Raw genomic sequence first — 22,486 nt, 5'->3', positions numbered from 1 at the left:
TATAGTCCATGCCCTCAACGGGGCTCATGGAATTACGCTATGCCGGTGATAGCCGCCGGCGTGGCAGACAGTAGCAGCAACGCTGTCGAAAATATGAACAAAATGACAGCACCCCCAGAACGATAGCGGTCAATCAAGGTCAGTGCAGCGGGTTTCCCGCCGCCCAGCGCAAAACCGCGAAGCGCCAAGTCAATGCCGTTACAATGACGGCTAGTTTTTTTTGTACGGAAGTTATGTCCAAGACGAGTCAAGCCCACATCCGCACCAACAAGACGCCGGCACCTCCCATGCCCAACCGTCTGGTACGGCTGTTATCGGAGGCGCGCTGGCTGGCGCTGGCGGCCTTGCTGGCCTATCTGGCGCTGATCCTGCTGAGCTATGCCAAGACCGATCCCGGCTGGTCGGTGGCCAGCTCGGTGCCGCGCGTGGGCAACTGGGGCGGCCGCGTCGGTGCCTGGATGGCCGACTTGCTGCTCTACATCTTCGGGCTCTCGGCCTGGTGGTGGTGCGTCTTGCTGGGGCGCTCGGTGTGGACCGGCTACCGGCGCCTGTCGAACCGCTTCCTGGTGGCCCAGCCGGTGGAACCGGAGCATCACCAGGAGCCGCTGATCCGTGCAGTCGGCTTCGTCTTCATGCTGACCGGCAGCATGGGCATCGAATTCACCCGCATGCAGCGCTTTGCGCCCAAGTTGCCGCATTCGTCCGGTGGCGTGCTGGGCGAGATGATCGGTTCGGCCATGCAGCCGACCTTCGGCTTCACGGGCTCCACCTTGTTGCTGCTGCTGCTGTTCGGGCTGGGCTTCTCGCTGCTGTTCCAGGTCTCCTGGCTGGCGGCGGTGGAGCGCATCGGCGGCATGATCGAGGATGGCCTGTTCTGGGTGCGCGACTTCTTCGCCGCCCGGGCCGACCGCCGCGCCGGCCAGGAAGCCGCCGTCAAGCGCGAGGAAACCGTGGTGCAGGAACGCGCCAAGATCGTCGAGGCGCCGCCGATCCGCATCGAGCCCCAAATCGTCGAAGTGCAGAAATCCGACCGCGTCCAGAAGGAGAAGCAGACCAGCCTCTTCGATGACCTCAACAGCGAATTGCCGCCGTTGTCGCTGCTGGATGAAGCACCGCCGGCGCAGCAGACGGTCTCGGTGGAAACCCTGGAATTCACCAGCCGCCTGATCGAAAAGAAGCTGGCCGACTTCGGTGTCGAGGTCAAGGTGGTGGCGGCCTATCCCGGCCCGGTGATCACCCGTTATGAAATCGAGCCGGCCACGGGCGTCAAGGGCAGCCAGATCGTCAACCTGGCGCGCGACCTGGCGCGTTCGCTGTCGCTGACGTCGATCCGCGTGGTGGAAGTCATCCAGGGCAAGAATTTCATGGGCCTGGAGCTGCCCAATCCCAAGCGCCAGATCGTGCGCCTGACCGAGATCCTCGGCTCCAAGGTCTACAACGACAGCCATTCCAGCCTGACCGTGGCGCTGGGCAAGGACATTGCCGGCAACCCGGTGGTGGCCGACCTGGCCAAGATGCCGCACTTGCTGGTGGCCGGTACCACCGGTTCGGGCAAGTCGGTGGGGATCAATGCCACCATTCTTTCGCTGCTGTACAAATCTTCGCCGCGCCAGGTGCGCCTGATCCTGATCGATCCCAAGATGCTGGAACTGTCGATCTACGAAGGCATTCCGCACCTGCTGGCGCCGGTGGTGACCGACATGCGCCAGGCCGGCCATGCCCTGAACTGGGCGGTGGAAGAGATGGAGCGCCGCTACAAGAAGATGTCCAAGCTGGGCGTGCGCAACCTGGCCGGTTACAACCAGAAGATCATCGATGCCGAGAAGCGCGGCGAGAAGATCCCCAATCCTTTCAGCCTCACCCCGGATGCGCCGGAACCGCTGGAGCAGCTGGAAACCATCGTCATCATCATCGACGAGCTGGCCGACCTGATGATGGTGGTGGGCAAGAAGGTGGAAGAACTGATCGCCCGCATCGCCCAGAAGGCGCGCGCGGCCGGCATCCACCTGATCCTGGCCACGCAGCGCCCGTCGGTGGACGTCATCACCGGCCTGATCAAGGCCAACGTGCCTACGCGGATTGCCTTCCAGGTCTCGTCCAAGATCGACTCCCGCACCATCCTTGACCAGATGGGCGCCGAAGCTTTGCTGGGCATGGGTGACATGCTCTACAACCCGCCTGGCACGGCCTTGCCGGTGCGGGTGCACGGTGCCTTCGTCTCGGATGATGAAGTGCATCGCGTGGTGGAGCACCTGAAAGCCCAGGGGGAACCGAATTACATCGAGGGCATCCTAGAGGGAGGCGTGCTGGAGGACGCTGACGGTGGCGGTGGCAGCGGTGCTGCGGCCGGTGCCGGTGGCGGCGAAGGCGACGAGATGTACGACCAGGCCGTGGCCGTGGTCCTGAAACATCGCCGGGCCTCGATCTCGCTGGTGCAGCGTCACCTGCGCATCGGCTACAACCGCGCGGCGCGCTTGCTGGAGCAGATGGAGCAAAGCGGCCTGGTCTCCACCATGCAATCCAATGGCAACCGTGAAATCCTGGTGCCGGCAGGTGCCGGCGACGCGGCTGAATAAGCCGGGTTCCGATCCAGTTGCGCGCCAGATTGCATCCCGTCATCAACAGCACGCCCTGAAGGCCGGCCACTGTCGCGCCGGCCGCCACCTTGCAGGTGGCATCCGTCAAGAAGGAATCGAATAACATGGACAATTCCAGAAACGCTTTCCGCTCGCGCACTGCGCAAGCCCGCACGTTCAACCTGCGCCGCCTGGTCATGGCGGCCGGTCTTTCGGCACTGGCGGTGGCCGGTGCCATCGCCATCACCGCGCTGACCCCGGGCCGCGCTTCGGCCGCCGCCCTGGACCAGTTCAAGCAGTTCGTCAGCAGCACGCAATCGGCCAAAGGTGCCTTCACCCAGCGCATGGTGCGGGTCGAGAACGGCAGCTCCAAGGTGGTCAATACGTCCAGCGGCAGCTTCGTGTTTTCGCGTCCGGGCAAATTCATCTGGACCTACCAGAAGCCCTATGAGCAGGTGATCCAGGCTGATGGAGAAAAACTCTTCATCTACGACAAGGACCTCAACCAGGTCACCACCAAGAAACTGGGCAATGCGCTGGGTTCTTCGCCGGCTGCCATCCTTTTCGGCAGCAATGATCTGGAAAAAAACTTCACGCTGAAGGAAGCCGGCACCAAGGATGGCCTGGAATGGCTGCAAGCCGTGCCCAAGAGCAAGGACACGACCTTCGACAACATCGGCATCGGCCTGAAGAACGGCACGCCGGTGGCCATGGAACTGCATGATTCCTTTGGCCAGGTGTCGGTGCTGAGCTTCGACAGCTTCGAGAAGAATCCCCCGCTCAAGGGCAACAGCTTCAACTTCACGGTGCCTAAGGGGGCGGACGTGTTCGAGAACTGATCGGCTTCCCCTTTACGTCAAACAGCCCCGCAGGCTTGCGCTTGCGGGGCTGTTTTCATGTGAGGGGCATGAGCCTCAGGACTCGGGCATCTTCAGCAGAGGCAGCTTGTCGGCAACGTCCTTCCACTGCGCGTGATCGGGCAGGGGCGGCTGGGCCTTGGTGATGGGTTTCCAGCCGGGCAGCTTGGCGAGGCGGGCGTTGAGGTCCTCGAAGTGCGACAGGGCGGCGGGCAGGTCGGTGGCGTTGTAGATGGCGCCGACCGGGCATTCCGGCACGCACATGGAGCAGTCGATGCAGCCGTCCGGATCGATGGCCAGGAAATTCGGGCCTTCCACGAAGCAGTCCATGGGGCAGACGCTGACGCAATCGGTGTACTTGCACTGGATACAGGAATCGGTGACGACGAAGGGCATGGAAAGCAGGAGATAGGGCAGGTAAAAGGGCGATGTGAAGAAAAACGCGCAGGCCGCATTTTAACCGCTGCGCCCGATGGCTGCAGGTGCAGCCCTTGATCGCGCCATCGCCCTCGCGGCGGCCTGCTGCGTTAGACTACGGCCTTTGGTGAACGCGCCTTGCAATCCGGCGCTGCGCCCGCATCCTGATGACTATGAACTTTATTTCCCTGGCCGCCCTGTGGCCGTCTTCTTTGCCTGTTGATTCCCGTTGCCTGCAGGAGGCTGCCCATGGCTGACCTGTTCGCGCAAGAACCGACCGCGCCGCTGGCGGAGGCCCTGCGGCCGAAGACGCTGGACGAGGTGATCGGGCAGTCGCACCTGCTGGGCGAAGGCAAGCCGCTGCGGCTGGCCTTCCAGTCCGGCAAGCCGCATTCGATGATCTTCTGGGGCCCGCCGGGCGTGGGCAAGACCACGCTGGCGCGGCTCACGGCCACCGCCTTCGACTGCGAATTCATCGCTCTGTCGGCAGTGTTCTCGGGCGTGAAGGATATCCGTGCGGCCATGGAGCAGGCCGAGCAGAATCTGGCGCTGGGCAAGCACACCATCCTGTTCGTCGATGAAATCCATCGCTTCAACAAGTCGCAGCAGGATGCGCTGCTGCCCTATGCAGAAAGCGGGCTGGTGACCTTCATCGGCGCCACTACCGAGAATCCTTCCTTCGAGGTCAATTCGGCGCTGCTGTCGCGTGCGCAGGTCTACGTGCTGAAGTCGCTCACCGATGAGGAGCTCAAGCAGCTGCTCAAGCGTGCGCAGGACAAGGCGCTGGGCGACCTGCAGTTCGACGACCAGGCCACGGAGACCATCATCGGATACGCCGATGGCGATGCGCGGCGTTTCCTGAACCTGCTGGAGCAGACCCAGACTGCTGCGCACACGACCGGCACCCAGGTGGTCACGGCGGAATTCCTGCAGAACGCCTTGACGCTCAACAGCCGCCGTTTCGACAAGGGCGGTGACAATTTTTACGATCAGATTTCAGCGCTGCACAAGTCGGTGCGCGGTTCGCATCCGGATGCGGCGTTGTACTGGTTGACGCGCATGCTCGATGGCGGTGCCGATCCGCGCTACCTGTCGCGGCGCATCGTGCGCATGGCGTGGGAAGACATCGGCCTGGCCGACCCGCGCGCCATGCAGATCGCCAACGATGCTGCGCTGACCTATGAGCGGCTGGGCAGCCCCGAGGGCGAACTGGCGCTGGGGCAGGCGGTGATCTACCTGGCGGTGGCGGCCAAGAGCAATGCCGGCTATAACGCCTACAACGCTGCACGCGCTTTCGTGAAGCAGGACAAGAGCCGCGAAGTGCCGGTGCATCTGCGCAATGCGCCGACCAAGCTGATGAAGGAATTGGGGTATGGGCATGAATATCGGTATGCCCATGATGAGCCCAATGCTTATGCGGCGGGGGAGACTTATCTGCCCGACGGTATTGCCGAGCCGGGGTGGTATCAGCCTGTGCCGCGGGGGTTGGAAATCAAGATTGGTGAGAAGCTGACTCTGCTGAAGAAGTGGGATGAAGAAGCAGGGCAGAATTAAGAAAAAAAGCACCTGATCAGGTGCTTTTTCAACAAAGCGAGGCCGCTTTTCATCGATGAGATTTTCCCTTCACGCGATATTTCTCGATATCGCCGCCCGCATCCATGATCTCCTTGACCCAGCTCGGCTTGCGGCCACGGGCAGCGCCTGACCAGGTGAGATCGCCATTTCGGTACATCACCACCGCCGTTTTGGCGGCAGCTTTCTTGACGTTTTTCTTTCTGGCAGGCGCCAATCCAAGCTGTTCCGCTGTCAGGCCGTATTCAGCGATTTGCTGCTTGATGCCGGTGATAACGCTTTCCAGTTCTTTTGCCTTCTGCTTTTCAGCCTGGTCTTGCAGCTTCTTGATTTGCGCTTGGAGATCTGCGTAACTTGTCATTTTTTTCCTTTAATGAAGGAGTGGATCGGGTTGAAATTCACTACGCATCATTGATAGCTCTTTTTTGAGCCAAGTTGCTTAACTTTTAAAATAAATATTTGGCTTTCAATCTGTCAATGAGGGATGGCGGCATCGTAATGACGTGGTCCTCCAGTTCAGCCAGGTCCGGAGCATCGTCAGCAAGAATTCCTCCGTGATTTATCCCGTTTCCACAAATCTTTATTCAATACTTTTGATTTTGAAATTCTTTGATTCCGCCATTTAATTCGTTGGTGCAATCATATTTTTTGCAATCGAATTTGCTGTTGTTTGCAGCGAGGTGGTTAGTGATTAATAGGGTCGAAACAAGGGAAAGCACCAGCCAGAAAATAATGGTCGTGATCATTTTCGGAAATTCTTTTCTTAGGCCATTTGCTTTTGTATTGAAGCTATAGGCTTTATTTCCAAAGAAAATCAGAATCACGAATAGGATTCCAAGGCGGGACGATCTTGCAGGTCAAATTCCGGAATGCTGTAGTGATGTTCAGCGGCCAGACTCTGCGGCCCAGGTTCTCGTAATTGAGTTTGGGGAGAGTCCTGCTGTTTGTGTTGTTCAGCTTGTTCTGCAAGCTTGCGCCGTCTTGCCTTTGCCATCGTCACCCGGGAGCATGGTCAAAAAGCTCAGACGGTACGTGCGTGGACTTGCGTTAGAAATCGTCCATAGGTGCGGCATCGGACTCGACGGAGAGAAATGCCCGATTTATTTCAGTCATTCCAGAACGAATTTGACTCCATATTCGGTCGAGCCAGATTTGAACTCAGCGGGTTACGTCATACCGAACCAACGCTTCACCCTTCTTGATCCGCACCGATTCAATCCGAATCTGCCCGATCTCTCCCAGCGCCGCCACATGCGTCCCGCCACAAGGATAGGCGGGCAATTCGCCAAAGCCGATCTGCCGCAAGCCATTGTCCATGGCCATCACACAGGGCAGATCTTGCGCCAGCAAGTCATTGCAGCGGCGCTCCAGTTCTGCTGGCACCAGTTCCTGCGCCGTGCCATCAGCTGCAGCACCCACGCCTACTACGCGCGCTTCTCCCGGCCAGTGATGGGCTTTGGTCGGCGTCCATCCCAGTTCTGCCATCACTTGCCCAATCACGTGGCCTGCTGAATGCAGGCGCGTATGCAACTGGCGCGGCTCGGCGTCGACGGCCGCCAGGGCTGGGCCGGGCGCAACAGGGGCTGCGGTGTAATGAACGATGCCTTCACTTTCGCTGACCACGCGCAGCACTTCCACGTCGCCGATGCGGCCGGTATCGCTGGGCTGTCCGCCACCCTGCGGATGAAAGGGCGTGGCCGACAGGCGCACGGCTTAGCGGCCATCGTCCTGCGGGGTGCAGTTCAGCACGTGGATGTCGGCGCGCAAGGCGCGGTCGGTCAGGTAGAGGCGTTCAGTCATGGCGAGGCTTTCAATGTGGCTTGCTGCGAGTGTCGTGCATTGTAGCGGCCGCACGAAGTTGCGATAATCCGGCATCGACGCAAAGGATCTTTGCATCATGAGCACAAATCAAAGCATTGCCCTCCTGAACGAAATGGCCGTCTTCGCCAAGGTGGTGGAGACGGGCAGTTTCTCCGAAGCCGCACGCCAGCTGGGCGCCACGCCCTCGGCCACCAGCCGCGCCATCGCCCGCCTGGAAAAGGCGCTGGGTACGCAACTCCTCCAGCGGACCACCCGCAAGCTGCGCCTGAGCGCGAGTGGCGAGGAAATCCACGCCCGCTGCCGCGACATGCTCAATGCCGCGCAGGCCGTGCTGGCCGTCTCCGCTGCCTTCGATGCCGAGCCGCAAGGGCAGGTGAGGGTGAGCGTGCCCAAGGCGGTCGGCCATGCGCTGGTGCATCCGCATATGCCGGATTTCCTGGCCGCCCATCCCAAGGTGGACGTGCTGTTGCGGCTGGAAGACCGCTACATGGACCTCATCGACGATCAGGTCGACCTGGCCATCCGCATCACCGACCAGCCGCCCCCAGGCCTGATGGGCCGCCGCCTGATGCGCATCGACCATCTGCTGTGCGCCACGCCGCACTACCTGCAGCAGCACGGGGCGCCTGCGCACCCGCAGGCCTTGAAGGAGCACAGCTGCATCTACCTCGGCGAATCACCGGCGGATGCACGCTGGCGCTTTCGCCGGCAAGGCAAGACCGTCAATGTCGAAGTGCGGGGAAGGTATGCGGCCAACCATACCGGGGTGCGGCTCGATGCCACGCTGCGGCATCTGGGCATTGCCAGCCTGCCGTATTTCGTCGCCAGGCCGGCATTGGAGGAGGGGAGGCTGGTGCAGGTGCTGCCCCAGTGGAGTTTCAAAACGCGCTATTGCGGCGAGCTGTGGGCGCTGTATCCGGCTACGCGCCATCTGCCGCCGCGACTGAGCGCTTTCGTGCAGTTTCTGGCGCAGCGGCTGGCGCAGGAGCCGGCCCTGGCACCGGGCGCCAAGCCGGTACGCTGAAGGGATCAGGCTGCAGGGCGGTGCCAGATGTGGAAGCTGCCTTCCATGGCGGACATGGCGGCGATCACGGTCTCGTAGTTCTTGTCATCATCGTAGCCGGGCAGGCGCGTCTTCATGGCTTCCATCAAGGATTCCAGGCCATCGGCGTCATTGGGGACCAGCACGCCCTTGATGCCCTCGGCGCTCTTGCCGGCCAGGATCCATTGCGGTTGCGGCAGGGCATCGTCGCTGATGCGGATGGTAACGTCATCGACTGCACTCCAGGCGATGCCTTCGCGCTTGGCCCCGCGCACCATGGTGCGAATTTCTTCATCGTCGAATTCCACGCTGATCTTGCGTGCCTGCTGGGCCGCCACCCGCGTGGGCGACAGCTCGGCAGCGCCCGGTGCCTGCACTTTCCAGTCAGTCTTGCGGACCTTGGGCGGCACCAGGCGGTTCTTGATCTGCTGGCCGAAGGCGAAGGTGGCACCGAAGGAAAGCCCGGCGATCAGCCCGTAGAACAGGCTGGCCTCGTTGGACATGTAGTGGATGCCGGCCCACAAGCCCACGGCCAGGGCGGCGACCAGGCCCAGCAGGGAAAACAGGACGGGGACTTCGCGCGGCGGGCGGGATTCGGGCTGGACGGACATGGGCAAACGGGTCTCATGAGGGATGCGATGGGCCGCATGGTAACCCGCATGGGCGGTGGCGGCTACCGCTGCGGCCGGATTTTATTGCGGGCAGGGCGCACGGGAGGCCCGTGGCGGGCGCGTGACTTGGTACAATCGCGGTTTCGAGCATCAACCCTATCGTAATTTCTTCCCATGATCGACATTCAACTCCTCCGTAAAGACATCGAGAACGTCGCAGCCCGCCTGGCGGCCCGCAAGTTCGTCCTGGACGTGGCCGGCTTCAATGCGCTGGAAGCCGAGCGCAAGCAGATCCAGACCCGTACCGAAGAACTGCAGGGCAAGCGCAATTCGCTGTCCAAGCAGATCGGCATGCTCAAGGGCAAAGGTGAAGACGCTTCCGCAGTGATGGCCGAAGTCAATGGCATCGGCGACGAGTTGAAGGCCTCCGCCACCCGTCTGGAAGAAGTGCAGCAGCAGATGACCCTGTTCCTGCAGGCCGTGCCCAACCTGCCGCACGAGTCCGTGCCCGCCGGCAATGACGAAAGCGGCAACGTCGAGCTGCGCAAGGTCGGCACGCCCCGCAGCTTCGACTTCGAGATCAAGGATCACGTCGACGTTGGCGCGCCCCTGGGCCTGGACTTCGATACCGCCACCAAGCTGACCGGTTCGCGCTTCGCCGTACTCAAGGGCGGCATCGCCCGACTGCATCGCGCGCTGGCGCAGTTCATGCTCAACACCCACACCATGGAGCATGGCTACACCGAGTGCTACACCCCCTACATCGTCAACGCCGACAGCCTGCGCGGCACCGGCCAGCTGCCCAAGTTTGAGGCGGACCTGTTCGCGGCCAAGAAGGGCGGCCAGGAAGGCGAAGCCGAAAACGCCGCACTGTACCTGATCCCCACGGCCGAAGTGCCGCTGACCAACTTCGTGCGCGATGAAATCGTCGCAGGCGACGCGCTGCCGATGAAGTTTACGGCGCACTCGCCGTGCTTCCGCTCGGAAGCCGGTTCCTATGGCCGCGATACGCGCGGCATGATCCGCCAGCACCAGTTCGACAAGGTGGAAATGGTGCAGATCGTCCATCCGGAGAAATCCTACGAAGCCCTGGACGAGATGCTGGGCCACGCCGAGACCATCCTCAAAAAGCTTGGACTGCCGTATCGCGTCATCACCCTGTGCACCGGCGACATGGGCTTTGGTGCGGCCAAGACCTATGACATCGAAGTCTGGCTGCCGGCGCAGAACACCTATCGCGAGATCTCCTCGGTCTCCAACTGTGAAGCCTTCCAGGCGCGCCGCATGCAGGCCCGCTTCCGCAATGCCCAGGGCAAGCCCGAACTGCTGCATACCCTGAACGGTTCGGGCCTGGCCGTGGGGCGCACCCTGGTAGCCGTGCTGGAAAACTACCAGCAGGCCGATGGCAGCGTGGAAATCCCCGAGGTGCTGCAGCCCTACATGGGCGGCGTGACCAAGCTGGTGCCGGGCGTCTGATTCAGTTTTCCAGAGCGCCAAATGAAGACGGCTGCCTCGCAAGAGGCAGCCGTTTTTTTAGCGTCGCACCGGGCGAGAAAACGTTTTCGTGAGGAGGCTGGCTAAGCGTCCTTGAGCGCCCAGGAGAAGGTGGTCGGGATGCGGCGCTCGATGAAGAGGCTGTTGCCCTGGATCTTCTTGGCTTCCTTCTTGGCGCGGGTGGCGGCCGAGGCGATCTGGTGCGGTGAGGAGTATTGCGAGGGTTCGATCTTCACCGAGCCCAGCGACAGCGAGACCAGCGGGTGGAACACCCGGTTGCCCTGGCGATCCTCGGTGTAGTAGCCATTGCGCTGCACGTCTTCGTCGTAGTAGAAGGCGCGGGTCTCGGCTTCGAAGGTATCGAGGATGGTGCGGCAGCGCTTTTCCCAATCCTCGCTCTGGAACAGGATGAGGAAATCGTCCCCGCCGATGTGGCCGATGAAGTCCAGGTTGGGGTCGCAGGCCTGCTGCAGCACGCGGCCGGTGGCCTGGATCATGTCATCGCCCTTGCGATAGCCGTAGACATCGTTGAAGGGTTTGAACTGATCGAGGTCGCAATAGCAGATGCAGAATTCCACCCCGCTTTGCAGCAGGTATTCGATGTGATCGTTGATGGGCACGTTGCCCGGCAACTGCGTCAGCGGATTGGCATGGCGGGCAGCGTCGATCTGCATCTGCGTGATCTCGCGCAGCAGGTCGTGGCCAGTGCCCAGCCCCACGTACTGGCCACGGTCGGTGATGATGAAGCCGTTGGAGAGATGGTGCGATTCGGCATGCACCAGCAGGTTGGAGAGGTCCTGCAGGCTGGTGTCCTGCTCGGTCAGGATGGGATTGGGGTCCATGAAGAAGGCGCAGGACTTCTTGCCATACAGTTCGCGGCCGTACAGGCGGGCAAAGCGCTCCACCATGCTGTAGCGGTTGATGAGCCCGATCGGCAAGCCATTGCTGACCACCGGCAGGGCCTGCAGCTGCGGATCGTTGACGAACATGTCGTAGGCCGCATCGTTGGTCACTTCCGGACTGACGTACTGGGTCTCGCGCAGCAGCTTGGCGACGGTGGCGCTGCGCTTGCCGGGGCCATACTTGTTGGCGGCCAGCGGGACCTTGTCGCGCCGCAGGGTTTTGGTGACATCGTCCGAGATCGAGACCGGCGGCTCCGGCAGCGGACGCGAGATGTGATAGCCCTGGCCGCAGGCAATGCCGAGGTCGCGGATAGTCAGCAGTTCGGCTTGGGATTCGATGCCTTCGGCGATGACGATGGAGCCGGACTTTTCGGCAATCTCCTGGATCGAGCGCACGAACTGCAGCTTCATCGGATCATGGTTGATGCCTTGCACGAAGTGCATGTCGACCTTGACATATTCCGGCTGCAGCTCCGACCACAGGCGCAGGCTGGAGAAACCTTCACCCAGATCGTCGATGGCGATCTGGAAGCCCATGTCGCGGTAATGCATGGCCGCATTGCGCAGCAGGGCATAGTCGTAGGTCGGCTCGTTCTCGGTCAGTTCGATGATGATGCGCTGCGGATTGACGCCCAGCTTTTCCAGATAGCGCAAGGTCTCGCCCTGGATCGCCTCCGGCTGCATCAGTGCCCCCGGCGACACGTTCAGAAACAGATTGCCCGGCAAGCCCAGTTGCGCGAAGCGGGTCATCACGATGTGGCGGCACAGATATTCCATCTGTACCGACAGGTTGTGCGCGCGTGCCACCTTGAACAGCGCCAGCGGCGAATGCAGCGGGGTATTGGAGGGGCCGCGGATCAAACCTTCATATCCCAGGATCTCGCCGTTGCGCATGCGCACGATGGGCTGGAACAGCGCCGACAGCTTGCGTTGAGCAATGATCTCATGCAGCAATGACAACATCGGATCGTCGGCGCCGCGCAGCGCCGCACCGGAGGCGCGGGCGATCAGATCGACGACTTCGGCGCCGAGCGGAAAGATTGGATTGGAGAGGGGAGCCATCTGGCTGAATCCGGATTCGAGAGAGTCAAAGAACGGCAATGCATCGCAAAATAGTTTACGGATCCTAGAAGTGATTTATGACAAGATGATGATAAGCAATTCAGCTTGATGGTTTTATGTGTGAACTTTGCTTCTGCTAGTCTGTCCGGCGGGAGATGCAATGACGAGGAGATAAGTTTTTTGAATATTTTTCAAAAAATAGTTCCACTCTGAAAATAGTTCTGCTATAGTCGCTGTCTTCGCTGCACCACGCAGTGAAACGACCGAAGTTGACCGGAGAGGTGGCAGAGTGGTCGAATGTACCTGACTCGAAATCAGGCGTACGGTTTCCCGTACCGTGGGTTCGAATCCCACCCTCTCCGCCAGTTGGCTCAAGTGTTGTGAAGCTGTAGAGATAAGGCTCTGATTTTGTCAGGGCCTTATTTTTTTGTCCGTCGGTTCCGCGCTGGAGGGAGTGCGGTCGGCGGCAAATCATTGACTGGTCACCGGATGTTTTTCGAGGGGGAGAACATCGGCGTTGCGCCAGAGCCGTCCCATGTACTGGGAGGGTTCCTGCCGGTTTCGTGGCATCGCCGCGATAGTCCGGACAAATTTCTTCCCGCTCGCGAAGTCGCCGCGCCACCCTTGGCTGCGGCTTGATATATTCGTCTCATGCATCTGCGTTTGCTTTCCATGGCGGGCTCATCATGTCCCTGAATCGTCTGTTCCGGCTGATCTCGGTCGCCTTGCTGGCGCTGTTCCTGGCGTTTGCGGTGGCCCTGGTCTGGACGGAGTGGAACACCTACCGCAGCGGTGCCAACAGCGTGCCTGCCTTGCGCAAGCTGCGCCTGGCGCTGCTGGCGATGGAAAAGATTTCCGCCGAACGTGGTCCGGCCAACGCCGTCATGGGGGCCAGTGCCTCGCTGCCGCCGGAGCTGCAGGCCAGGCTGGCCAATGCCCGCGCCCAGAGCGATGCCGCCCTGAGCCAATTGCGCGCTGCGCTGGAGGCGGATGCCAGGCTGCGGCAGTCGTGGGCCATGGACAAGGTGCGGCTGGTCCAGCAAGGCTTGGGTCCGGCGCGCGCCAATGTTGACCGGGTGGCGCGCCTGGCGCCGCAGGATCGCAGCGACGTGCTGGTGGTCTCGGCCGTCAGCAGCATGGTCGATCTGATGCCGTTGATGGTGCGCGTGGTGAGTGATCTGAGCAATGAGGCTGACCGCGCCGATCCCTTGCTGCGTGATGGCCTCTCGGCCGTGCGCGCGGTTGCCAGCCTGCGGGAGTATGCCGGGCAGGTCGGGTCGCGTTTCGTCGCCCCACTGATTGCGCATCGTCAGCTGACCCAGGATGAAGTCATTGAAATCGGACGCCTCTATGGCCGCATCGAGTTGTTGCGCAACTTCATCGCCGGCCAGTTGGGCAGTTACAGTCGCGCGCCGGAATTTGCCGCGGCCCTGGAGCGGGTGGAGAAGGAATATTTCGACAGTGGCTTCCAGTTCCTCGATTTCCTGCTGCAGATAGGGCTGAAATCCGGTGACTTCGGGGTCACGCCCTCCGATCTCTTCAAGTTCTATGTGCCCTCGATGGCCTCCGTCACCGATCTGCGCGATCTGCTGCTCGATGATCTGCTGGAGCAGGCGGAGCGCCACAATACGCGGGCCCGCAACCTGTTGATTCTGGTGGTGAGCCTGACGCTGGTGGCTTGCCTCTTCTTCCAGATGCTGGTGGTGCTGATCGGGCGGCGTGTGGTGCGTCCGCTGGTGCAGGCGACCGATCTGGTGTCGGGTCTGGTGGACGGCAAGCTGGAGCAGGAAATCCCCGAGGCGCGCCATCAGGATGAGATCGGCGCGATGATGCGTGCGCTGCGCGTGCTCAAGCAGCGCATGCGCGAGCGCAACAGTCTGGCCAAGGAGCGCGAGGCGCTGATCACGCAATTGCAGACCTCATCCAATACCGATTTTTTGACCGGCGTATTGAACCGCCGCGCCTTCTACACCCATGCCGATCAGCAGCTGGGTGTGGCGCAACGCTATGGGCGGGCGGTCTCGGTGGTGCTGTTCGACATCGATCATTTCAAGCGCATCAACGACAGCTATGGTCACCAGGCCGGCGACGCCATCCTGATCGGCGTGAGCCAGTGTGTGGCGCAGCTGCTGCGCAAGGTGGATGTGCTGGCGCGTTATGGCGGCGAAGAATTCATCATCCTGCTGCCCGAATCCGATCTGGCGCAGGCCGCCGCCGTGGCTGACAAGCTGCGGGCGGCGCTGGAAGAGCGCGTGTTCGAGACCGAAGGGGATCGCCGTATCAATGTGACGGCCAGTTTCGGCGTGGCTACGCTGGCCGGAGGCGAGGCGCTGGACAAGCTGACCAAGCGCGCCGACATCGCGCTCTACCGCGCCAAGCGGCTGGGGCGCAATCGGGTCGAGCTGGCCGGGGATGAGCTGGAAGAGCCCTGATCAGGCGCTGTCGCGTTCCAGGATGGAATAGCCCAGATCGCACACCGCTTGCGCGACCGGCTGGCTGTCGAAGCGGGTGAGCAGCATCTCCGCTGCCGTGACGCCGATCTGGTGTGCGCTGATCTGCACCGTGGTGAGGGCGGGCAGGACTTCCGTGGCGATCTCCAGATTGGCGAATCCGGCCAGGGCGATGCGCTTTGGCACCGCGATGCCTCGCCGTGCGCATTCCAGGGCTGCTCCGGCGGCCATGACGTCATTGCTGAAGAAGGCGGCCTCGATGTCCGGCTGCAGCGCCAACAGGCGGCAGATGGTCTCGCGTCCGGCCTGCAGGAAGCTGCCTACCGGCACCACCAGATGCACCGGCTCCGGCGCGCCCTGCGCCAGCAGCGCCTCCCGCATCCCGGCAAAGCGCGCCAGGCCGCGCGGATCATCCCCGCCCACGAAGGCCATGCGGCGATAGCCCTTGCGCACCAGATACTCCCCCATGGCCTGCCCGGCCGCATGGTTGTCGAAGCCGACCAGCATGTCGATGGGCTGCGGGCTCATGTCCCAGGTTTCCACTACCGGAATGCCGGCCGCCTTGAGGCGCTGGCGCGTGCGCGCCGAATGTTGTACGCCGGTCAGCACCAGGCCATCCACCCGGCGGCCGATGAAAGCTTCCACCAGGCCGGTTTCCGCGTCTTCCGAATAATTGGTTTGCCCCAGCAGCAACTGGTAGCCCTGCAGGCTCAGTTGCTCGGACAGTCCGCGCACGGTCTCGGCAAAGATCGAATGGCTGATGGTCGGCACGATGGCCGCCACGATGCGCGTGCGCCGCGACGCCAGGCCGCCGGCCAGCATGTTGGGGATATAGCCCATGCTGCTGATGAAGGATTCGACCCGTTCGCGCGTGGCGGGGGACACCTTTTCCGGCGTATTGATGACCCGCGAGACCGTGATATGCGATACCCCCGCAGCACGCGCCACGTCTTCCTTGGTGATGGCGCGGGTAGGTGCTGCGGCAGGATCGGTTTTGCGGGTCATGGGAAAGGCTGGAGAGAAGTTGTCGCAAGCATAACAGCAGCTGGCCCCGGCGGGTCTTGCGGACATCCACAAGACAGTTGCTGCAAGATGGGTGGCCGCGTTCAGTCGCGGTCGTTGAAGGCCGAGATGTGCGATACCTGGAATACGCCCGACAATGAGTGCAACTCATTGCGATGCAATTGCGCCAGGCGATGCAGGTATTGCTCGCCCAGTTCGGTCAGGCGCACCTGGACCAGGCGCTTGTCGCGGTCGTCCGGGGTGCGCGTGACCAGGCCGGCTTTCACGCAGCGCGTGACCAGGGCCACGACGCCGTGGTGCTGGGCCTGCAGGCGCTCGGCCAGCTCGCTGATGCTGGCCCACTCGCGGCCGGGATAGCCCTTGATGTGCAGCATGAGCAGGTATTGCAGGGGCGTCAGGCCTTCGCTCTGGGCGGCATCCTCCGAGAAGCGCAGGAAACGGCGCAGCTGGTAGCGAAATTCCGACAGGGCTTCGAAATCGTCTTTTTGCAGGCGGGGCGTGGCATTCATCGGAATGCACCTTCGCTGTGAAGTAAAAGGGAGAGGGGCAAACGGGACATATATATCATCTTGTGATGTAATTGTGGCTTTGGCGCGGGCGCTGTCACGCCGCGTGCCGTGTTGAAGACCCGTCGTCACGGAAGGGATATGCCCGATTCTATCTTGCTGTGGTTGAAAAATTTTATTCCTGCCAAGACCAATGTCGATCGCTTCGAGCGCATGCGCGCTTGCGCTGGCAGTCTGTTCGGCATCCTGCTGGTCGGCCTGACCAGCTATGCGCTGCTGCCGCATGAGGCGCGCACCATCTGGCTGATCGCGCCCATGGGGGCGTCTGCCGTGTTGCTGTTTGCGGTGCCTTCCAGTCCGCTGGCCCAGCCCTGGTCCATCCTGGGCGGCAACCTCTGCGCGGCGCTCATCGGGGTGAGCTGCGCGAAGCTGGTGCAGGAGCCGGCCCTGGCGGCGGCGCTGGCCATCGCGCTGGCCATTGGCGGCATGTTCCTGCTGCGCTGCATCCACCCGCCCAGCGGGGCGGTGGCCTTGACGGCGGTGCTGGGCGGGCCGGTGGTGCATGACATGGGCTATGCCTTCGTGCTTTCGCCGGTGCTGCTCAACTCGGCGCTGCTGCTGGCGGCCGCGCTGTTCTACAACAACGCCACCGGACGCCGCTACCCGCATGCCCAGCACAGCGCCGCACCCCATCCGCACCAGACCCGGGATGAATTGCCGATCACGCGGCTGGGGTTCTCGCATGAAGATCTGGACGCAGTCCTGAAGGATTTCAATCAGGTGCTCGACATCGGCCGCGACGATCTTGAAGAAATCTTCCTGCAAACCGAAATGCGGGCCTATCACCGCCGCTTCGGCCAGACTCTGTGCGCCGCGGTGATGTCGCGCGATGTGGTCGCGGTGGAATTCGCCACTGGCCTGGACGAGGCCTGGCATCTGTTGCGGCAGCACCGGTTGCGGGCCTTGCCGGTGCTCGATCGCGGGCGGCATGTCATCGGGATCGTCAGTCGTACGGATTTTCTGGAGCATGCCGGCGTGGAAGTGCATACGGGCCTGGCCGCGCAGTTGCGCCGCCTGCTGCACCGGGTGCCGTTCACGCATTCGGACAAGCCGGAAGTGGTCGGCCAGATCATGAGCCGCCCGGTCATTACCGCCCAGGTCGATACGCCGGTGCTGGAACTGGTGCCGCGCATGGCCGATGGCTTGCACCAGATTCCGGTGGTGCAGGCCGATGGCAAGCTGGCCGGCATGCTGACGCAGTCGGATATGATCGCGGCCCTCTATGAGAAAAACCTCGCGGCCACCCGCACGCTACCGGTAGTCGGCGCGGTGAGCAGCCTGCGTAGCGCCGCCTGATCGGCTTGACAGACGGGCAGGGCGGGCGGAAGGTGGCATTCTTTGCAAGGGAATTCATTCCGGGAGACTGTGATGAGAACGAATGCGCTGATTTTGCTGGGGATCGCTCTGTTATTGTCATTGCAAGCCTGTGACCGCAAGGGCGGCAATCCGCCCAAGCCGATGACGTCGGCGGTGCAGGGTGATTTGCGGATGGGGTGAACGCCGGATGGTGCGGCGGATGCTTGTTGTGGCGCGGTTCTGACGGCAGATATGAGGAATGTGAATATCTGCTATTGCCACAATAAAGCAGACTCGGCCGGGGTGCATCGCTATAGTTGCACCTGTCTCCTCCAATCTCCTTAAGAAATTGGATTCAAGCCCGCACCTCTTGGTCGCGGGCTTTTTTTTGCCTGTCGGTTTGGTTCGGGGGTGATGAACTCTTCATATCCCTTCGATCAGCAGGGAGAGCTTGCCTTCGGTTCTTGGTAAGATGCGAAGTATCGCGTTGTTGGCCAAGTGAAGGTTTTTGTCCGTATTCCGTTGGGATCAGGGCGGGCCGCTTGCGCAATGCTTCATCTTCCTCATTCAGATTCACTCAATGTCTTCCAGCTCTTCTTCGCAGTCCGCCGTTCCGTCCGCACCCGAGCGCCCCGACACGCCTTGCGTGGCCGTGTGCTCCACCACCTTTGACGATGTCTGCCGCGGCTGCGGCCGAACCGTCGATGAAGTGGCGCAATGGGTCTTCATGGACAAGGATCAGCGCGAAGTGGTGTGGCAGCGCATCCTGGCCGAAGGCTATCCGCGCCGTAATTACTGAGCCGCGCGGCCGGCGCTGAAAAATGGAACGCCGGCCCGGCGCAGCATGCCGGTCAAGGCGATCAGCGGCAGGCCGGTGAGAGCGGTGGGATCGTCGCTGCGAATGCTCTCCAGGATGGCGATGCCCAGGCCCTCGTTCTTGGCGCTGCCGGCACAGTCATAGGGTTGCTCGATACGCAGGTAGGCATCGAGTTCGGCATCTTCCAGGTCGCGGAAGCGCACCACGGTCTGTACATTGCGGACCTGCGCAGCGGCGGCGGCATTGCTTTGGCGGCCATCCCACAGGCACAGCGCCGTATGGAAGATCACTTCGCGCCCGCGCATCAGCTGCAATTGCTTCAAGGCATTGGTGTGATTGCCGGGTTTGCCGATCTGCAGGCCGTCCAGCGTGGCGACCTGGTCCGAGCCGATCACCAGGGCAGGGCCGACCCGGGCGGCAATGGCGGCGGCTTTCTCGCGCGCCAGTCGCAAGGCCGTGGCTTCCGGGTTTTCGCCGGGTTGCGGGGTTTCGTCGATGTCCGGGGCCATGGTCTCGAAAGGCAGGCCGAGGCGACCCAGCAATTCCTTGCGATAGACGGAGCTGGAGCCGAGGATCAGGCGGGGCAGGGTGGAATCGGTGCGGTGTTGTGTCATGGTGAAGGCGCGCCACGCGCCGTGCTGAAACAATAAAACCCGGATTTTGGCGGAAATTCGCCACAAAAGTGAGAGTGCTTCCTCCGATGAAGCCATTTTTCGCGAGAATTTCGCAAGCAAGGCGCTAAGGCTTTGACTGGTAAGGAAATTTTCTGTTATGATCGCAGGTTTTCCGGATTCTGCTTTGGCTATGAATGCATTTGTTATCGACGCGTTCGAATTCTGCAGGCTGAAACAGCAGGCGCAGGGTGAGATTCCGGTTGCTGAATTAGGTCGTCTGGCGCAAGAGACGGTTGACCGTTCCGGCACGATTCACTGGGCTCTGTCCGGCGATATCGACAAGCTGGGACATGCTCAACTCAGTCTGGCAGTGTCGGGTGCAGTTAATCTGATCTGTCAGCGTTGCCTGACGGCATTGAATTTCGAGATTGATTCGAAGTCGCTGCTGGTATTGGCAAAAGATGAGGCGCAAGCCGACACCATCGAAGAACTGCTGGATGATGACGAGATCGATGTCATCGTCGGTTCGGCAGCCTTCGACGTGAACTACCTGATTGAGGACGATGCGCTGCTGGCCCTGCCGGTGGCACCCAAGCATGACGTCTGTCCTGACGGTAGCGTGGCGGCCGAGGCCAAAGGTGCTGAACGGGCTTCCCCGTTTGAGGTACTGAAGAAGTTGAAGCAGTAACAAGTATTGTTGGGGAATGTCTGGCAAAGGCCGGGCAGCGGCACAGCGGGGTTGGAGAAACACCGATCCGATGTGTTAAAATTTTCAATCTTAAGTAAGGTTTAGGAGTAATCATGGCCGTTCAACAGAACAAAAAGACCCCGTCCAAGCGCGGTATGCATCGTGCACACGACTTTCTGACTGCACCCCCGCTGGCTGTGGAGCCGACGACTGGTGAAACCCACCTGCGTCACCACATCAGCCCCAACGGTTTCTACCGTGGTCGCAAGGTGCTGAAGACCAAGAACGACGAGTAATCTCATTCATTGAGCTTGCTGTTTTTGGAGAAAAGCGGCGCAATGAGCTTCTGTTTCAGGAGGTTCATTTTGCGCCGCTTTTTTATGTCCGCGACATCCGTCAGCGGACCTGCCTGCCTGCTTGCGTGAAGCTTCATCTGGCGCGCTGTCCGAGTGTGCCATTTTGAAGGCTTTGCAATCTGCCTCATAATGTGGGCTGGCAAGGCTTTGAATCAAATCGATGACCATCAAAATTTCAATCGACTGCATGGGTGGCGATCATGGCCCGTCAGTCACGCTCCCGGCCGCTGCCTCCTTCCTCAAGCGCCAACCTGATGCAGAGCTGATCCTGGTCGGCCAGGAAGCCGTGCTGCAGCCGCTGCTGAAGAAATACAAGCTGGCCGGCGAAGCCCGCATCCGCATCCGCATCCACAATGCCTCCGAAGTGGTGACCATGGACGACCCGATCGAGGTCGCCCTGCGTCGCAAGAAGGATTCTTCGCTGCGCGTGGCCGTGACCCTGGTCAAGGAGGGGCAGGCCCACGCCGCCGTCTCGGCCGGCAATACCGGTGCCCTCATGGCGGTCTCGCGCTATGTGTTGAAGACCCTGCCGGGCGTGGATCGTCCGGCCATCTGCACCATCCTCCCCAATCAGAAGGATGGCCCCACCTACATGCTCGACCTCGGCGCCAACGTCGACTGCGAGCCACAGCATTTACATCAATTTGCACTCATGGGCTCGGCCCTGGTCGCGGTCATGGAAGGCAAGGCCAAGCCGACCGTGGGCCTGTTGAATGTGGGTGAAGAGGACATGAAGGGCAACGAGCTGGTCAAGGCGACTGCCGCCCTGCTGCGGGCCGATCATGAGAAGGGTATCCTCAACTTCTACGGCAACGTGGAGGGCAACGACATCTTCGAAGGCACGACCGACCTGGTGGTGTGCGACGGTTTCGTGGGCAACGTCACCCTGAAGGCTTCAGAAGGCCTGGGGCGCTTCGTCAAGCAGGTGCTCACCAGCGAATTCAAGAAGGGCATCATCAACAAGCTTGGTGCCCTGATCGCCTATGGTGCCATCAAGGCGCTGTCGCGCCGCCTCAATCCTTCCCGCTACAATGGCGCCAGCTTGCTGGGCCTGAAGGGCCTGGTCTTCAAGAGCCACGGCGGTGCCGATGTGTACGCTTTCGAATGGGCCATCCGCCGCGCGTATGATGCGGCCAAGTATGATGTGCTCGCCCGTATTGCCGCCAGCATGGCGGAGCTGATGCCCCAGGAGCAGGGGCGCACGGCCGAGGCCGCTGCCAAGGCTATCGAGCCGGCGCCGGTCTCGCTGGATCAACCGAACTAACAGAGCAAGAAGACGGCATGACCACTTACAGCAAAATCGTTGGCACCGGCAGCTACCTGCCGGCCAAGCGCGTCACCAACCATGAGCTGGCCGCACAGCTGGCCGAGCAGGGCATCGAGACCTCGGACGAGTGGATCGTCACACGCAGCGGCATCTCCGCGCGCCACTATGCCGAGCCGGGTCAGCTTTCCAGTGATCTCGCCCTGCAAGCGGCGCAGCGCGCCCTGGAAGCGGCGGGCATGCAGGCCAATGACATCGATCTGATCATCATGGCCACCTCCACTCCGGATCACCTGGGTGGTTTCCCGAGCACAGCCTGTGTGGTCCAGCGCAAGCTGGGCATCACCAATGGTGCGCCGGCCATGGATGTGCAGGCCGTCTGCAGCGGCTTTGTCTACGCCATGTCGGTGGCGGACAGCTTCATCAAATCCGGTGCCCACAAGAACGTTCTGGTCATTGGTGCCGAAGTGTTCTCGCGCATTCTGGATTTCAAGGATCGCACCACCTGTGTGCTCTTCGGCGATGGTGCCGGTGCCGTCGTCATGAGCGCCTCGCAGGAGCCGGGCGTGCTGGCGACCAAGCTGCACGCCGATGGCAGCCACGGTCACATCCTGTGCGTGCCGGGCAGCGTCAACAACGGCGCCGTCGCTGGCAGCGCCTACCTTTACATGGATGGCCCGGCGGTCTTCAAGCTGGCCGTTTCCTTGCTGGACAAGGTGGCGCGCGAAGCGCTGGAAGCGGCCAAGATGCAATCCACCGAGGTGGATTGGCTGGTGCCGCACCAGGCCAATATCCGCATCATGCAGGGCACGGCCAAGAAGATGGGGCTGCCGCTGGAAAAGATGGTCGTCACGGTGGCCGAGCACGGCAATACTTCCGCAGCCTCGATTCCCTTGGCGCTGGACCAGGCGGTGCGCGATGGCCGCATCCGGCCGGGTCATACCGTCATGATGGAAGGCGTCGGCGGTGGCTTCACCTGGGGCGCCGTGCTGGCGCGCATGTAAAGCGGGCAGGGGGCTGCTGCGGCAGTCCTTTCGTTCACTGATCTCTTCGATTTC

General features: G+C 61.6%; 24 protein-coding genes and 1 tRNA gene. 14 read left to right on the top strand and 11 right to left on the bottom strand.

Going from position 1 to position 22,486, the window contains the following annotated elements:
• Window positions 1-233: 233 nt before the first annotated feature.
• Both ACWHXP_RS10395 and lolA read left to right on the top strand, forming a co-directional pair.
• Window positions 234-2,576, top strand: coding sequence for a DNA translocase FtsK (locus ACWHXP_RS10395; protein ID WP_121039479.1), 2,343 nt, complete (start codon window positions 234-236; stop codon window positions 2,574-2,576).
• A 125-nt stretch (window positions 2,577-2,701) separates the two neighbouring features.
• Window positions 2,702-3,415: an outer membrane lipoprotein chaperone LolA gene (gene lolA / locus ACWHXP_RS10390; protein ID WP_134135188.1), complete on the top strand. Its 714-nt coding sequence runs from the start codon at window positions 2,702-2,704 to the stop codon at window positions 3,413-3,415.
• 75 nt (window positions 3,416-3,490) lie between these two features.
• Here lolA and fdxA read toward each other — a convergent pair whose 3' ends face one another.
• Window positions 3,491-3,829, bottom strand: coding sequence for a ferredoxin FdxA (gene fdxA, locus ACWHXP_RS10385; RefSeq protein ID WP_259434843.1), 339 nt, complete (start codon window positions 3,827-3,829; stop codon window positions 3,491-3,493).
• A 270-nt stretch (window positions 3,830-4,099) separates the two neighbouring features.
• Here fdxA and ACWHXP_RS10380 point away from each other — a divergent pair, with 270 nt between their 5' ends.
• A complete protein-coding gene (locus tag ACWHXP_RS10380) occupies window positions 4,100-5,404 on the top strand; it encodes a replication-associated recombination protein A (protein WP_489633904.1) in 1,305 nt (434 codons plus the stop codon).
• Between the two features lie 49 nt (window positions 5,405-5,453).
• On the opposite strand, the gene ACWHXP_RS10375 is transcribed toward ACWHXP_RS10380, so the two are convergent.
• From ACWHXP_RS10375 to ACWHXP_RS10360, 4 genes are all read right to left on the bottom strand, one after another.
• Window positions 5,454-5,783, bottom strand: a complete 330-nt coding sequence (locus ACWHXP_RS10375; RefSeq protein ID WP_489633905.1) for an H-NS histone family protein — start codon at window positions 5,781-5,783, stop codon at window positions 5,454-5,456.
• Window positions 5,784-6,006: 223 nt separating this feature from the next.
• Window positions 6,007-6,246 (bottom strand): hypothetical protein, encoded by a 240-nt coding sequence (locus ACWHXP_RS10370; protein WP_489633906.1) that lies wholly within the window; start codon window positions 6,244-6,246, stop codon window positions 6,007-6,009.
• Between the two features lie 334 nt (window positions 6,247-6,580).
• Window positions 6,581-7,132, bottom strand: a complete 552-nt coding sequence (locus tag ACWHXP_RS10365; protein ID WP_489633907.1) for an alanyl-tRNA editing protein — start codon at window positions 7,130-7,132, stop codon at window positions 6,581-6,583.
• Between the two features lie 3 nt (window positions 7,133-7,135).
• Entirely contained in the window at window positions 7,136-7,321 is a 186-nt protein-coding gene (locus ACWHXP_RS10360; RefSeq protein WP_489633908.1) for a hypothetical protein, read from the bottom strand.
• Here ACWHXP_RS10360 and ACWHXP_RS10355 point away from each other — a divergent pair.
• Complete coding sequence (locus ACWHXP_RS10355) at window positions 7,320-8,267, top strand: LysR family transcriptional regulator (RefSeq protein ID WP_489633909.1); 948 nt, start codon at window positions 7,320-7,322, stop codon at window positions 8,265-8,267. The two genes, ACWHXP_RS10360 and ACWHXP_RS10355, sit on opposite strands and share 2 nt — an antisense overlap.
• Before the next feature lie 5 nt (window positions 8,268-8,272).
• Here the strand turns inward: ACWHXP_RS10355 and ACWHXP_RS10350 are convergent, their stop codons facing one another.
• On the bottom strand, window positions 8,273-8,896 hold the full coding sequence (locus tag ACWHXP_RS10350; protein ID WP_489633910.1) for an anaphase-promoting protein: 624 nt from the start codon (window positions 8,894-8,896) through the stop codon (window positions 8,273-8,275).
• A 174-nt stretch (window positions 8,897-9,070) separates the two neighbouring features.
• Here ACWHXP_RS10350 and serS point away from each other — a divergent pair, with 174 nt between their 5' ends.
• Window positions 9,071-10,372 carry a serine--tRNA ligase gene (gene serS / locus ACWHXP_RS10345; protein WP_209569127.1) on the top strand — a complete coding sequence of 434 codons (1,302 nt, stop codon included), beginning with the start codon at window positions 9,071-9,073 and terminating at the stop codon, window positions 10,370-10,372.
• A 101-nt stretch (window positions 10,373-10,473) separates the two neighbouring features.
• Here serS and ACWHXP_RS10340 read toward each other — a convergent pair whose 3' ends face one another.
• Window positions 10,474-12,354: a GGDEF domain-containing protein gene (locus tag ACWHXP_RS10340; protein ID WP_134135197.1), complete on the bottom strand. Its 1,881-nt coding sequence runs from the start codon at window positions 12,352-12,354 to the stop codon at window positions 10,474-10,476.
• A gap of 275 nt (window positions 12,355-12,629) precedes the next feature.
• Between ACWHXP_RS10340 and ACWHXP_RS10335 the strand changes: the two genes are divergently transcribed.
• Window positions 12,630-12,719: transfer RNA gene (locus ACWHXP_RS10335), tRNA-Ser, on the top strand.
• Window positions 12,720-13,040: 321 nt separating this feature from the next.
• Entirely contained in the window at window positions 13,041-14,786 is a 1,746-nt protein-coding gene (locus ACWHXP_RS10330; protein ID WP_489625306.1) for a diguanylate cyclase, read from the top strand.
• On the opposite strand, the gene ACWHXP_RS10325 is transcribed toward ACWHXP_RS10330, so the two are convergent.
• Window positions 14,787-15,809 carry a LacI family DNA-binding transcriptional regulator gene (locus tag ACWHXP_RS10325; protein ID WP_121039511.1) on the bottom strand — a complete coding sequence of 341 codons (1,023 nt, stop codon included), beginning with the start codon at window positions 15,807-15,809 and terminating at the stop codon, window positions 14,787-14,789.
• A 101-nt stretch (window positions 15,810-15,910) separates the two neighbouring features.
• Entirely contained in the window at window positions 15,911-16,336 is a 426-nt protein-coding gene (locus ACWHXP_RS10320) for a MarR family winged helix-turn-helix transcriptional regulator (protein WP_121039514.1), read from the bottom strand.
• A 138-nt stretch (window positions 16,337-16,474) separates the two neighbouring features.
• Between ACWHXP_RS10320 and ACWHXP_RS10315 the strand changes: the two genes are divergently transcribed.
• From ACWHXP_RS10315 to ACWHXP_RS10305, 3 genes are all read left to right on the top strand, one after another.
• Window positions 16,475-17,689: an HPP family protein gene (locus ACWHXP_RS10315; protein WP_489633911.1), complete on the top strand. Its 1,215-nt coding sequence runs from the start codon at window positions 16,475-16,477 to the stop codon at window positions 17,687-17,689.
• 72 nt (window positions 17,690-17,761) lie between these two features.
• Window positions 17,762-17,890: a hypothetical protein gene (locus tag ACWHXP_RS10310; RefSeq protein WP_256497641.1), complete on the top strand. Its 129-nt coding sequence runs from the start codon at window positions 17,762-17,764 to the stop codon at window positions 17,888-17,890.
• A 379-nt stretch (window positions 17,891-18,269) separates the two neighbouring features.
• Window positions 18,270-18,488: a DUF1289 domain-containing protein gene (locus ACWHXP_RS10305; protein WP_034331679.1), complete on the top strand. Its 219-nt coding sequence runs from the start codon at window positions 18,270-18,272 to the stop codon at window positions 18,486-18,488.
• On the opposite strand, the gene ACWHXP_RS10300 is transcribed toward ACWHXP_RS10305, so the two are convergent.
• On the bottom strand, window positions 18,482-19,120 hold the full coding sequence (locus ACWHXP_RS10300; RefSeq protein ID WP_489633912.1) for a Maf-like protein: 639 nt from the start codon (window positions 19,118-19,120) through the stop codon (window positions 18,482-18,484). The genes ACWHXP_RS10305 and ACWHXP_RS10300 overlap by 7 nt on opposite strands.
• A gap of 157 nt (window positions 19,121-19,277) precedes the next feature.
• On the opposite strand from ACWHXP_RS10300, the gene ACWHXP_RS10295 reads away from it, so the two are divergent.
• Together ACWHXP_RS10295 and rpmF are read left to right on the top strand one after the other, a co-directional pair.
• The gene (locus ACWHXP_RS10295) at window positions 19,278-19,808 is read left to right on the top strand and encodes a YceD family protein (protein WP_121039520.1); all 531 of its coding nucleotides are present in this window, start codon (window positions 19,278-19,280) and stop codon (window positions 19,806-19,808) included.
• Between the two features lie 113 nt (window positions 19,809-19,921).
• Window positions 19,922-20,104: a 50S ribosomal protein L32 gene (gene rpmF, locus ACWHXP_RS10290; RefSeq protein ID WP_006463510.1), complete on the top strand. Its 183-nt coding sequence runs from the start codon at window positions 19,922-19,924 to the stop codon at window positions 20,102-20,104.
• 6 nt (window positions 20,105-20,110) lie between these two features.
• Here the strand turns inward: rpmF and ACWHXP_RS10285 are convergent, their stop codons facing one another.
• Entirely contained in the window at window positions 20,111-20,353 is a 243-nt protein-coding gene (locus ACWHXP_RS10285) for a hypothetical protein (RefSeq protein ID WP_157845740.1), read from the bottom strand.
• Between ACWHXP_RS10285 and plsX the strand changes: the two genes are divergently transcribed.
• Complete coding sequence (plsX, locus tag ACWHXP_RS10280; protein WP_489633913.1) at window positions 20,325-21,428, top strand: phosphate acyltransferase PlsX; 1,104 nt, start codon at window positions 20,325-20,327, stop codon at window positions 21,426-21,428. The two genes, ACWHXP_RS10285 and plsX, sit on opposite strands and share 29 nt — an antisense overlap.
• A 17-nt stretch (window positions 21,429-21,445) precedes the next feature.
• Window positions 21,446-22,432, top strand: a complete 987-nt coding sequence (locus ACWHXP_RS10275) for a beta-ketoacyl-ACP synthase III (protein WP_121039523.1) — start codon at window positions 21,446-21,448, stop codon at window positions 22,430-22,432.
• Window positions 22,433-22,486 lie beyond the last annotated feature (54 nt).

It is taken from the genome of Herbaspirillum sp. Her2, assembly GCF_057961375.1.
Note: the sequence above shows the minus strand (reverse complement) of the source record. Positions and strands in the feature narration are given on the sequence as shown.